Raw genomic sequence first — 12440 nt, forward strand, 5'->3', positions numbered from 1 at the left:
ACGAGTTTACTGTGTTTGAATAAGGCCAGTTCTTAGTAAAATTTGTTCCAAAGTGTATGCAGAAGTGCGGTGATAAACTGATTGCTAGTTCATATCGTCTCTGCCGCACACGACGAACACACGCCCTCCGACTCCATCACTAACTCTTCCATCCGAAATTTGGCAGCGCGGGCGATTCCACCTAAAGAAGTTTTCGCAGCATCCAGGGTTGTTTCAGCCACCGAACTGCAAGTACGGCAAATTAGGAAAGCAGGCGTGTGTTCTTGTGTCGGGTGGGTACAGGAGATAAATGCGTTCAGCCTTTCAATCTTATGGGCTAGGCCGTTCATTGTAAGAAACTCCAGAGCTCTGTATGCCAAGGGGGGTTGCGAGCCAAAACCATCTTCCCGTAGTCTCTCCAGTATCGTGTACGCGCCAATGGCACGATGTTCTTGTACTAGGATTTCCAATACTTTCCGACGAGTGGGAGTGAATTGCAATTTTGCATTTTTACAATATTCCTCCGCTGTGCTAATTGCGTCGTCGATGCAATGGGAATGCTCATGCTCCTTAAGAGCAACTGGAGTGGTGGCTGTAGTAACGTTCTTAGAGGTCTTTGATTTGGGCATGCATCTATCGTATTAATATGTTATCTATATGTTATGTTATAATATAACACTTTTGAGGACTATGTCTAGAATGTCAAAGATATTTTTTCCCTTCTCGTTAATGCTCTGCCTTTGGAACGGTTTGTTGTTGGGCGTATTAGCTAACGCTCCTGTTTTGGGTTCGGCGGCTCGTGCTGAGGAAATACGCCAGTTGGATAGCCATGAACATGGTGTTGGGGAGCTTAACCTAGCAGTAGATGGAAGCATCGTTGCTATCGAACTTCGTGCGCCGGGTGCTGATATCGTAGGTTTTGAATACGTCGCCAAGAGTTTTGACGATCGACTTACTGTAAAAAAAGCTCTGAAAAGTCTTTCTCATCCACTTGAGTTATTTCTCTTTCCCGACTCCGCGGAGTGCAGGGTGACAGAGGCTGAGGCTCATCTTGAAACTGAGGGGGCCCACGACGATCATGGGGCCCACGACGATCATGGGGCCCACGACGATCATGGGGCCCACGACGATCATGGGGAAAGCCCTGTGCATAGTGAATTTCACGCTACCTATACGCTAGTCTGTAATAATTTGAGTGCTCTTACAGAGTTTACATTTGAGTATTTTGATACGTTTGAAAATGCGCTTGAATTGGAGGTGCAAGTCCTATCAGACACTGGTGCGCACGCCTTCGAAGTGAAGCGCACCAATCCCACGCTTGATCTCCGTGGAATTTTCTAATTTTGTCTGACGCCGCCATTATTAAGTTAAATGATGTTCGGTTTCGTTGGCCGGGGTGGCCGCCTTTTTCCATTTCTGTGGATGAGTTGTTGGTGCAGAAAGGAGAAAAGGTCCTCCTCTTAGGAGAGAGTGGCTCTGGTAAGTCAACGCTATTGTCTCTTATCTGTGCTACTATTCTTGCTGATAGAGGATCGGTAATGATTGGCGGTACAGAAATAAAGACGCTGTCAGGTTGGGCTCGTGATAGATTTCGAGCAGAACAGATTGGCGTGATTTTTCAGCAATTCAATCTATTGCCATTTGGTTCAGTGTTGGACAACATTCTCTTGCCTCTAAGATTTGCTCCGACACGTCGGAGGAATTGCCATGATGCTCCGAGGAAAGTTGGGGAGCTTTGCCAAGATTTGGGGCTGCCGAATAATATTGAGAATGCAAGGGCCGGAAACCTTAGTGTGGGGCAACAACAGCGTGTGGCGGTGGTTCGCGCCCTGATTGGCCAGCCGCCAATCCTTATTGCTGACGAACCCACGTCCTCGTTGGATGAGGCGAGCCAAGATAATTTCCTAGAGGTGCTTTTTGAGCAGGTTCGCGCTTACAACTCCACACTGTTAATGGTCAGCCATAATCCGCGTTTAGCTGAAGGGTTTGATAGGGTTCTTCACATGTCGGAGATCGTGAATGTCGAGAGGGCGCTAGTATGATCTTTCGGCTTGTTGTTGGTTCTCTNATNGCACGGGGTGTTACAGTAGCTATGACAGTTCTCTCAATAGGATTGTCCGTTGCGTTATTTCTTGGNGTCGATAAGGTAAAAANCGGAGCGAAGGCCAGTTTCTCAGATACTATTTCGGGAACCGACCTTATCGTTGGCGCCCGTTCAGGGTCGGTTCAACTGCTTCTTTATTCTGTATTTCGTATTGGCAATGCGACCAACAACGTAACTTGGGAAAGTTATCTGGACTTGAAGGCTAGACCTGAAGTGGAATGGATAGTGCCTATTTCCCTTGGCGATAGTCACCGCCAGTTTCGGGTCATGGGGACCAACGTGGCTTTCTTTGAACATTACAAATACCGCCAGGGAAGAGCTTTAACATTCCAAGATGGTATGGTTATGGAAGATCTCTTCGATGCAGTCATAGGCTACGATGTCGCCAAAGTTCTGAGTTACGCTGTCGATGATCCAATTGTTGTAGCACATGGTCTTGCCTCTTTTACCGAACACAAGGATCAGCCTTTCCGCGTTTCCGGTATTTTGGAGAAGACCGGTACCCCAGTGGACCGAACCGTGATTGTTGCCATGGAGGCAATTGAGGCAATCCATGTTGATTGGAAAGGCGGAGCTAAAATCCCTGGGCAGACGACCCCGGTTGAGGTAATTCGCCAGATGGACCTAACTCCGGGTGCTATAACAGCCGCACTTGTTGGTGTGGAGAGCCGGTTGCAGACATTTAGTCTTCAGCGTGCTATCAACCAATATCCAGAGGAGCCATTGCTGGCAATCCTACCAGGCGTTGCATTGCAGGAGTTGTGGGGAATAGTTGGCATCGCGGAGAGTGCTCTGCTAGCAGTTTCCGTAATGGTTGTTATTACGGCACTGATTGGAATGATGGCCACCGTTTTTTCTAGTTTACATACCCGTCGCAGGGAAATGGCCATCTTTCGTGCTATGGGTGCCAGTCCTGTCGCTATCGTCGGGCTTTTGGTTTTGGAAGCAATTCTTACAACCGCAACTGGTTCGTTACTGGGATTGGGGTTCTTGTATCTTGGGCTATTTATTGCCCAACCGATGATTGATAGTGCGTTTGGTTTGTTTCTTCCTATTCAGGCCCCGGCTGGGCGGGAGATGCTTGTTTTATTTGCCGTTATTTTAGCTGGCGCGGCTGTTAGCTTAATTCCAGCCCTACGTGCCTATCGCCTTTCGTTAGCCGATGGTATGATGGTGAGGACATGAACGATCTTACACAAAGAAAATGGCTAGCTCTGTTATTGTTTTGTCTTGTAATTCCGCAGGCACTTCAGGCCGCCCCTCCATTGGAGATTTCGTGGGATGATCTTATACCGCCGGGTGTGCCCTATGCGGAGATCATCGGCGAAGGGGACCTCGACATCGAGAACGATTATTGGCGCAATCCGGTCTACGATGCTAACGCCACTAAATTGAATGAGGAATTGGACGGAGCATATATTCGTATCCCAGGCTTTATTATTCCTCTTGAACTTGAGGCGACAGGGGTAACGGAGTTTGTTCTCGTTCCATATCTTGGTGCTTGCATACACGTGCCGCCTCCACCGCCAAATCAATTAGTGTTTGTGCGCACTACCACCCCGTGGCCAAGCGACGATCTATGGAGCCCCGTTTGGGTAATCGGAAAGATGAGTACAGAATTGATGACCACAGAGGTTGCTGAGACAGGTTATGCATTGCAGGCAGAGAACATTGAGGTTTACGAATGGGAATCAGGAGCCTTGCCGAGGGCACAAAAACCATTTTTGGTGCTCTTGCAGGATTTGATGAAGTTTGCCAGAGGGAACTGAAGTAAAATCGTAAACAATTTGTAGCTTTATAACTTTTTGGGCTAGTTCACCGTTCATTGACATAAGCCTCGGTGGGCTAGAGGATTTTTCGAGGTATGCAAATTTTATTCGGCTGTCTGAATGAAGCTGGCTGTAGTAGGATGTTTGGATCAAAATATCGATTAATTTAGAAGAGTGAGAAAATGCCGCATAACGTGAAGATTCCTGATTACGTGATGGAGAGGATTATGGCTAAGCGGGGAAAGCTCAATGTATTTGAGCGCTTTGACCCCAGTAAAACTGCCTTTTTGATTATCGACATGCAAAATTTTTATGTGGCTGAGGTCGATACGGCCCAATCGATAGTGCCAAATATTAATAAACTAGCGGGTGCTTGCCGCGAGAAAAAAGTCCCGGTCATTTGGGTAATAATGAGTGTCGCAGAAAAGGAGGGTGCTCCCAGTTCATGGCCACTTTACCACGAGTACTTCTTTACCTCTGCCAAGGGAGAAAATCATTTAACTAAGTTATCTCCTGGAAACTGGGGCCATGAAATATACAAGGAGCTAGATGTCCAACCACAGGATCAAATTGTCTCAAAGAAGAGGTTTAGTCCGTTTATAGTGGGGTCATCAAATTTGCATGAGCAATTACAAGAAATGAATATTGAGAACTTAATCGTTTCGGGCACTGCGACAAATATGTGTTCTGAATCGACTGCTCGCGACGCAATGATGTTGGACTATAAGGTAGTTATGGTGGAGGATGCCAATGCAGCTAGATACGATGATGACCATTTGGCGGGGTTAACCTCTTTCTATCAAAGTTTTGGTGATGTTCGAAGCACTGACTCTACCATTTCCATGTTAAAATGATTATCGGATGCTCAAGATAGCCAACGAATTACCCAAGGTTAGTTACTTGGAAAATTCCCTCTATTTCGATTGGTTGCCGATCTACTAGGCCACTTACCCCGATAGATGAACGAGCATGCCGACCAATTGTAGGCCCAAAAACTTCATAAAANAGATCAGATGCTCCATTTAAGACAATGTTTTGCCGTTCAAAATCGGGGTGTGCATTTATCATTCCCACAATTTTTATAACCTGTGCGACACGGTCCAGATCTCCCAAATGATGTTGAATGGTCGCGAGCATTAATATAGCTAGGGCCTTGGCGGTTTCCTGAGCCTCTTCTTCCGTGATGTCTACGGCAACTTTGCCACGACGCTTAACGCTATCATCATGGAGTAGCGCTGCCCCATGCCCAGACAGATAAAGTGTGTTGCCTGACAAAACTGCACTCGTTCTGTTTTGGCTTGGCAGTATAAGCGGTTCTGGTAGCCTTATACCTAGTTNTTGTAGGCGGCGTGCTATTTTTCCCAACCTAATTTCCTCTTTTTCTGATAACATCCTATCGAAATTTAGACGACAGATGTACTTCTCTCTGGTTTGGTACAAAACACTCAAAATCTAATATCGGATCAATGGGCGTCACCCATATTATGAAAAAGTTATCTGATTTTTCGCTTGAAGCAAAGATAGAAACTGTGGGCAGTCCCTTGGATATGTTGCGGAACGCGTCTCTGGGCCCTTACCAGTTTCCCATTCAATCTGAATTTACAAATTGGCGGGACGAGCAAGAGGCATGGCGGAAAACTGCGGTGTTGTTTGATCAGTCATATCANATGACGGATCATTACATTGAAGGGCCTGATACACGCAATTTTATCGANTCCCTTGCTGTGAATTCGTGTNAGAACTGGTCTCGGGACGTNGCNAAACAGTTAGTGTTTTGTAACTATGACGGTCGNGTTGTTGGNGATGGGATTATGTTTATTTTAGAAGAGGAAAAGGTAAATATAGTTAACAAACCCATAAATCGAAATTGGGTACAGTTTCATGCTGAGACCGGCGGNTTCAATGTAGAAACTATGACTGATAGCAGAGCTCTAGATAACCTCGGATCCAGGTTAAATTACCGTTTTGAGGTTCAAGGTCCTAACGCCTGGAGTATTCTTGAAAGGTTGAATGGACAACCCCTTCCGGATTGGAAGTTCTTTAGGATGGGGGAAATTCGAATAGCCGGTAGATCCGTTCGCGCCCTTCGCCACGGTATGGCCGGGGCAGTGGGTCTAGAGCTCTTTGGTCCGTTTGAAGAAAAAGAAGAGATTAGAGGAGCCATAATGGAGGCAGGGAGGGATATGGGCCTGTTGGCGGCCGGATCCAAGACTTACTCTACCGTAGCTCATGAGTCGGGGTGGTTCCCATCTCCCATGCCAGCAATATATTCTGGTGACAGTATGAAAGCGTATAGGGAGTGGTTGCCGGGAGATGGTTTTGAGGCCAACATATCTCTTGGTGGGAGCATGGTTAGTGACGATATCGAAGATTATTACCTGACCCCTTATGAACTCGGCTACGGGCATATTGTGAACTTTGACCATGATTTTATAGGCCGTAAATCTTTGAAAGATATGCGTGGCGGCAATCACCGGAAGAAGGTGACACTGAAATGGCATGAGAAAGATGTTATGAAAGTGTTCGCTAGCCTCTACTCTGAAGGTGATCGGTATAAATTTTTAGATTTGCCTGCTTCCCACTATGCGACACTTCCGTATGACCTTGTAGAACGGGATGGTAAAGCGATCGGTATTTCCCACTATCCCGTGTATACTGCAAATGAACGCAGCTGGATTTCTTTAGCTATTCTTGACCAGGAGTGGACCGACCCCGGCACCGAGGTCTCGGTATTGTGGGGCGAACCGGATGGTGGGACCAATAAACCTACCGTTGAGCGTCACATTCAAATAGGAATTAAAGCTACAGTTTTCCCTTGTCCTATTTCGAAAACAGCGTTCACAGGGTATAAANTTTGATAAATTGGGAATAACGAGAAGTTATGCTGAATAACACTGGATGATAGGGCTCTGTTAGGCGTCACACGCTGTAGATGGCAGGGTANAATTAACATGCAATGCCTAAAAAAATATCTAATTTTTACTTCTCTGATTATTGGAATTACTCTCCAAGGATCCTTTGTTTTTGCAGAGAGCTTAAAGTTAGTGACGAATTGGGGGACTGCATCATATTCCGTTTCCCGTACGCTAGACTTTGTTGAGAATTTCAACTCGAGCATCGCTGCTCAAAAAGTGGGCTTGGAAATAGTATTTGTGGGCGGTCCAGAAGTTACTCCTGCTACACAGCAGCTAATGGCCCTCACCAATGGGATGTTTGATCTTTTATTCGGATCAGCAGGATACTATGTGGGTACCGTTCCAGAAGCTTATGCTATTTATGGAAGTTCGATAACGCCNATGACTGCTCGGCAAACGGGCGCNACAAAATTACTTGATAGTATTTATATTAAGAAGGCCAATGCCCATGTGCTTGGTTGGGTTGCGGCTGGAGTTGGATATCACATCTGGCTAAGAGAAGAACCACGCCTTAATGAGGCAGGGTTGCCTAACCTGGATGGTCTTAAAATGCGGTCTTCTGGGTTTTATAAATCATGGCTTGCGAGTTATGGGGCCACCAATGTGATGGTGCCAGCGCCAGATATTTACACATCGTTGGAGCGTCATATGGTGGATGGCGCCGCGTGGCCAGGACTTGGAATTACCGATTATGGATTCGAAAAATTTTTGGGCTACCGGATAGACCCCCCAGTTTGGCAATTTGATAACTTGTTGTGGATTAACAATGATAAATGGAATGGGCTCAATGAAGAGCAGAGAAAAGTATTAACTGAGAGTGTCGTTGCCTTCGAAGAGATTGCGTATCATTACTATAAAAATCTGGCAACTGAAGAACGTCTCAAAGTGGAAGCATCTGGAGTTAATTCTTTTCGAATGAGCAGTGAGGCCGAAAGACTTTATGTGGATTCGGCCCAAGACTTGCAATGGGAGCAAGTCAAAAAGTTAGCTCCAGAGAATTATGAGGCCTTGCGCAAGGCAATGAACACTTCAAATTAGGGCAATTATACTTGCTATCGTATGCTTACAATAAGTTGATATTTGGTTTGGCAGGCGCTGCTGGCTGCATGTTGATCGGTGTATTCATTTTAATTATTTCAGATGTATTTATTAGGACGCTTGGGCTTCGGCCATTTGAATTTGTAAGCGCAGTGTCCGAATATTTATTGTTGTACATGACTATGTTTATGGCGCCTTGGTTGGTTCGTACAGGTGGACACGTAAAAATAGGCTCATTTCTTTTGTATATGCCGACGAAATTAAGTTCGTTCCTGGAACGAATTGTTCTTTTTGTTTGCTGTGTTTTGTCTGTTCTAGCCGCGTGCTTGGCCGCCCAACTTGGATACGATTGCTGGCACCGGGGCCTATTAGATATCCGTTCAGTTGTAATACCGCGCTGGCTACTTTTTTTCCCTTTAGTATTGGGGTTTGGCTTATGCGCAGTGGAATTTTTGAAAATCATTCCGCAGAGTGGGCGCCATAAAGAAACTGATTCGTAAGTTGAGTTAGGTAAACCATTATAATGCCTACAAAGTTAATAAAAGCAGGGGTGTAGTGCATGGATGGTTGGGTCTTGTCCGGGGCATTGGCGCTATTCTCCGCGATTACCTTGATGTTTTTATCCGTTCCGGTTGCATTTTCGTTCCTGCTTGTGAGTGCTCTGGGCATGTATCTTGTAGCGGGTTGGGCAGGTGTAGTTCAGGTGGTTGCCAATGCTAGCGTTTCTGTGACTCATTTTGCGTTTTTACCTATTCCGCTCTTTCTCCTTATGGGTGAGCTTTTTTTCCACTCTGGCGTTGCTAATAAAGTTTTCGATTCTGTCGATATATTGATAGGTCGAATGCGAGGAAGGCTTTCGTATTTAACTATTTTTGGTGGTACTGGTTTTGCGGCTTTAACTGGAACCAGTATGGGGAACACTGCGATGCTGGGTTCCTTGTTAGTACCGGAAATGACCAAGCGTGGGTATAAGAAATATATGTCGCTCGGGCCTATACTTGGCGTTGGTGGCTTGGCGATCCTCATTCCTCCGTCGAGTCTGGGTGTTTTGCTGGGCAGTCTTGCTCATGTTGATATAGGCCGCTTATTGATAGCGGGAGTTGTCCCGGGCTTGATTCTTGCCGTTTGTTATTTGGTCCTCGTGTACGTAATGGTGCGTCTCAATCCTGACTCAGTTCCCAATGATCTGGGTGAAGACCGGAGCATTGCACTTAAAGTAAAGGCCGTCGCCACATATTTAATTCCCGTGATTAGTGTGATTTTTGTAGTAATTGGTTTGATCCTTTTTGGAATTGCTACTCCGACAGAGTCAGCGGCATTTGGTGTATTAGGAATTTTGGTAATTGCAGTGGCATTGGGAGACCTTACTTGGCAGGCTATACAAAAAGCTCTTAAGGGAACCCTGGAGGTGACGGGCATGTTGTTGCTCGTGGTCATTGCATCCTCGACCTTTTCTCAATTATTGGCTTTTTCTGGAGTAACGTCCGGTATGGTCAGTCTTGTTAACGGGCTTGAATGGTCACCACTTACTATGGTGGTGCTCATGTTTATTATTTTATTGTTCATGGGCATGTTTATGGAGCAAGTGTCCATAATGATGCTAACTATACCTATATTCTTTCCAGTTGCGAGTGCGCTTGGTTTCGATTTGGTGTGGTTTGGTATAGTTATGCTCTTGGCTTTGGAAATGAGTGGAATAACTCCTCCGTTTGGGCTTAATCTTTTTATTTTGTTGGGCGTGGCCCCAGAAGGTACTTCCATGAAGGAGGTGGCCTTGTCGGGACTGCCGTTCCTGTTATGTGGGGTTTTGCTTTTTGCTCTGTTGGTGTGGTTTCCCTCAGTAGCCCTTTTTCTTCCGTCCCTTATGAATAACTAATTTTTGGGTGCGTTGAGGACCAATGGTGTTGGCCAAAAAGGGGCGCATTAAAGCATCACTTCATATGTAATCCTCCACTTTTCGTTGGGTAGGTCCAGTAGAGTAGCGGGCAATTGGCCGTGAGGGCCATTGGTCTTTGTCAGTCATTTCAATTGAAATATTATGTTTAAGGGAGCGGCCTAAAATTGGATCGCTAAGTTCTACCACAAAAGTTTCTGTTAGATGCGTCCATGGTCCTAGACAGATAACCGTTAACCCGCGTGGCATTTTATTCTTAACCCCTTGCACTAGACTTATAGCGTCTTTGGGAAGTTCTGTCTTGTGCAGGGGGAGCCCGTTTAGTGTTAGTTTTTCCTGGTGTTTGCTGACGGTACTGAAGCGCCAGGCTTTGCGTGCAAGGTTGATAGGCCCATCTTTGAGTGCGGCTCCGGGACTAATGATAAGGCCGCCACCGAGGGAAGTGAGAGCATAAAGGGGCGCTATTTTATTTTCCTTCATCGATTGTTGAAAATAGCTCGACGTAAGCAGGTTTGTAGATGTAGGAATCAATTCAGGCTGTTTGTAATTTAACACCCGATCAATAAGTACATCTGGAGTGGTGATTTGGCCCTTTGATCCTTCAATATGAGGCTTGTATAAGAAAAAGCTCATTTGTCACCCCGTACATTGTAGTTGGTTATGGTATTGGCGCCCAAGATATTTCCCGGATTTCGCCAAGTTCTCGTGGCATTTTCTTCCAGCTTTTGCCGCCGTCGTTACTGCGAAAGATTTGGCCGAAGATAGTTGCTGCAAAAATTAATAACGGATTGGCCGGATTGGTGGCAATTGACCATATGGTGCTGTTTACGGGTTCTGGAACATCTGCACGCCACCAAGTTTGGCCAAAGTTTGAGCTGTATAAGAGCATTCCCGTCTCCCCAGATGGCCTATCCCCAACAGATGCAATCACGAATCCAGAGTCGTCGGGCCGGTGAACTAGACTACGGAAATATACAAAGGGAGTCTCAGGAGTTTCTAGGTGCTGCCATGAATCACCGTTATTTATTGATTTATGGATCCCATCTTCGGTGGAAACCAGGATCGTGCGTTTGGAACCCTTATTATAAAAAACTAGGTCATGGGTGTCGTTATCGCGTAGTCCTGTAGTTAGTAACTTCCATGTTTGTCCTCTGTCATCCGACCTAAAAACACCATCAATTTCCACTGTCACCCAAATAGTGTCTTTTTCGTCGGGATCAAAGTTAATAGAGGTTACTCTTGGAGTATTGATAAACCAACATTCGGTTGCAGAATCAAAATGTGAACGTACCCAGCTCTCACCATCATTAGTTGAAACAAAAATTTCACTGGGTCGGGTTCCACATAAAATGGTATTAGGATCACGTGGATCACGGGCAATTTTCAAAATATGCAGGTTATCCATGGGTGATGGTATATAATCAAATCTCCCAGTTTCTTGAGTGTAACGATAGAGGCCTTGGTCAGTCCCTGCCAGCAATTCACCTGGCCGCTCGTTGTGGGTATTGAGGGACCAAACACGTGCCTCATTGTAGAGACCTTGGGTTGGAGTGATGAGGCGCGACCAATTGATCCCTTGATTTTGGCTAAACCATACACCTTGCATTGTGGCAGCATAGGCTTGGACCTTCATGGGCATATTTCTTTCTTAAAAGGCGTCGGATCCAAGGTTATTATACCGCAGGGCATGGGAAGAGCATTCTAAAAAATGCGAAATTTTTTCTATGGTACGCTACTGATATAAAATTTTAAACACACAGAAATTTTTTAGAATTTTAAGATAATATTCTATTTGGGAAAGAGTCCCTCTGGCTGGCTCGAATTAATCCTGAAGATAGATTTTTGAGGCTATGTTTACTGTTTTATGTGATTAATGCTATGAACTATTAATAAAATGTTTCATTAATTTCCTTCCAAAGGAGAGCAAAAATTAGTGCTGATAAAAAAACGGCTTTAGTGATTAGTGCGCATGCAGCTGATTTTGTGTGGCGCTGTAGCGGAGCTATCGCCTTGCACCAGAATAAGGGTTACGAGGTCACCGTTGTGTGCCTATCGTATGGGGAGCGTGGCGAGAGTGCCAAGCTATGGAAGGCAGGAAATACACATTTGGATGAAGTTAAAGATATACGGCGCAGGGAGGCGGAGCAAGCAGCGCAGGCGTTGGGCGCTCATGATATACAATTTTTAGATCTCGGAGATTATCCACTGGACCTAAGTCAGGACGCCAAGTTTAAACTCGTTGATATTGTCCGAGAGGTTCAACCAGAGTTTATGCTGACCCATTCCCAGTATGACCCATATAACACTGACCACATGTCCACCAGTAAGTTTACCATGGAGGTGCGCATGATTGCACAAGCCTGGGGACATAATCCGGGCCAAAAGGTATTGGGTGCGCCCCAATTGTACCTATTTGAACCTCATCAGACGGAACAAATGGGATGGGTTCCTAATGTGCTGCTTGACATAACTGAAGTCTGGGAAAAGAAAAGAGCTGCGATAGAATGTATGGACGGACAAAAGCATCTTTGGGATTATTATACAAACCTTGCCCAAAATAGAGCTAACCATTTTCGACGCAATGCGGGTGGGCAAGCTGGAGGTGGTTCAGCTGATTACGCCGAAGCATTCCAGGCCATCTACCCACGGTGTGTAAAGCAACTTTAGTAATAAAGGGAGCTGGTGGTACCAGTTAGTGAACGAGAACAAACTTTGGGTAGGTTTGGAATCATACAGTCTAG

Annotated in this window: 14 protein-coding genes; 10 read left to right on the forward strand and 4 right to left on the reverse strand. The window is 45.6% G+C overall.

The features are described from left to right. Window positions 1-89: 89 nt before the first annotated feature. Entirely contained in the window at window positions 90-608 is a 519-nt protein-coding gene (locus tag CMM32_07560) for a Fur family transcriptional regulator (GenBank protein ID MBT06754.1), read from the reverse strand. Window positions 609-708: 100 nt separating this feature from the next. On the opposite strand from CMM32_07560, the gene CMM32_07565 reads away from it, so the two are divergent. From CMM32_07565 to CMM32_07585, 5 genes are all read left to right on the forward strand, one after another. After that, window positions 709-1320: a hypothetical protein gene (locus CMM32_07565; protein ID MBT06755.1), complete on the forward strand. Its 612-nt coding sequence runs from the start codon at window positions 709-711 to the stop codon at window positions 1318-1320. A 2-nt stretch (window positions 1321-1322) separates the two neighbouring features. After that, a complete protein-coding gene (locus tag CMM32_07570) occupies window positions 1323-2021 on the forward strand; it encodes a methionine ABC transporter ATP-binding protein (protein MBT06756.1) in 699 nt (232 codons plus the stop codon). Beyond that, complete coding sequence (locus tag CMM32_07575; protein ID MBT06757.1) at window positions 2018-3268, forward strand: peptide ABC transporter permease; 1251 nt, start codon at window positions 2018-2020, stop codon at window positions 3266-3268. The genes CMM32_07570 and CMM32_07575 overlap by 4 nt, the downstream gene beginning before the upstream one ends. Next, window positions 3265-3852, forward strand: coding sequence for a hypothetical protein (locus CMM32_07580; protein ID MBT06758.1), 588 nt, complete (start codon window positions 3265-3267; stop codon window positions 3850-3852). The genes CMM32_07575 and CMM32_07580 overlap by 4 nt, the downstream gene beginning before the upstream one ends. Before the next feature lie 182 nt (window positions 3853-4034). Further along, window positions 4035-4706, forward strand: a complete 672-nt coding sequence (locus CMM32_07585; GenBank protein MBT06759.1) for an isochorismatase — start codon at window positions 4035-4037, stop codon at window positions 4704-4706. Window positions 4707-4734: 28 nt separating this feature from the next. On the opposite strand, the gene CMM32_07590 is transcribed toward CMM32_07585, so the two are convergent. Then, window positions 4735-5244 (reverse strand): hypothetical protein, encoded by a 510-nt coding sequence (locus tag CMM32_07590; protein MBT06760.1) that lies wholly within the window; start codon window positions 5242-5244, stop codon window positions 4735-4737. Between the two features lie 155 nt (window positions 5245-5399). Between CMM32_07590 and CMM32_07595 the strand changes: the two genes are divergently transcribed. From CMM32_07595 to CMM32_07610, 4 genes are all read left to right on the forward strand, one after another. Beyond that, window positions 5400-6710, forward strand: a complete 1311-nt coding sequence (locus tag CMM32_07595) for a glycine cleavage system protein T (GenBank protein MBT06761.1) — start codon at window positions 5400-5402, stop codon at window positions 6708-6710. A 93-nt stretch (window positions 6711-6803) separates the two neighbouring features. Further along, window positions 6804-7805 (forward strand): hypothetical protein, encoded by a 1002-nt coding sequence (locus tag CMM32_07600; protein MBT06762.1) that lies wholly within the window; start codon window positions 6804-6806, stop codon window positions 7803-7805. An 11-nt stretch (window positions 7806-7816) separates the two neighbouring features. Further along, window positions 7817-8305: a C4-dicarboxylate ABC transporter permease gene (locus CMM32_07605; protein MBT06763.1), complete on the forward strand. Its 489-nt coding sequence runs from the start codon at window positions 7817-7819 to the stop codon at window positions 8303-8305. A 59-nt stretch (window positions 8306-8364) separates the two neighbouring features. After that, window positions 8365-9681 carry a C4-dicarboxylate ABC transporter permease gene (locus CMM32_07610; GenBank protein ID MBT06764.1) on the forward strand — a complete coding sequence of 439 codons (1317 nt, stop codon included), beginning with the start codon at window positions 8365-8367 and terminating at the stop codon, window positions 9679-9681. A 60-nt stretch (window positions 9682-9741) separates the two neighbouring features. Here CMM32_07610 and CMM32_07615 read toward each other — a convergent pair whose 3' ends face one another. Beyond that, window positions 9742-10332: a hypothetical protein gene (locus CMM32_07615; protein ID MBT06765.1), complete on the reverse strand. Its 591-nt coding sequence runs from the start codon at window positions 10330-10332 to the stop codon at window positions 9742-9744. A 25-nt stretch (window positions 10333-10357) separates the two neighbouring features. Further along, window positions 10358-11338: a hypothetical protein gene (locus tag CMM32_07620; protein ID MBT06766.1), complete on the reverse strand. Its 981-nt coding sequence runs from the start codon at window positions 11336-11338 to the stop codon at window positions 10358-10360. A 290-nt stretch (window positions 11339-11628) separates the two neighbouring features. On the opposite strand from CMM32_07620, the gene CMM32_07625 reads away from it, so the two are divergent. Next, window positions 11629-12366: a PIG-L domain-containing protein gene (locus CMM32_07625; protein ID MBT06767.1), complete on the forward strand. Its 738-nt coding sequence runs from the start codon at window positions 11629-11631 to the stop codon at window positions 12364-12366. The last annotated feature ends 74 nt before the right edge of the window (window positions 12367-12440 follow it).

It is taken from the genome of Rhodospirillaceae bacterium (genome assembly GCA_002728255.1).
GTDB lineage: Bacteria > Pseudomonadota > Alphaproteobacteria > UBA7887 > UBA7887.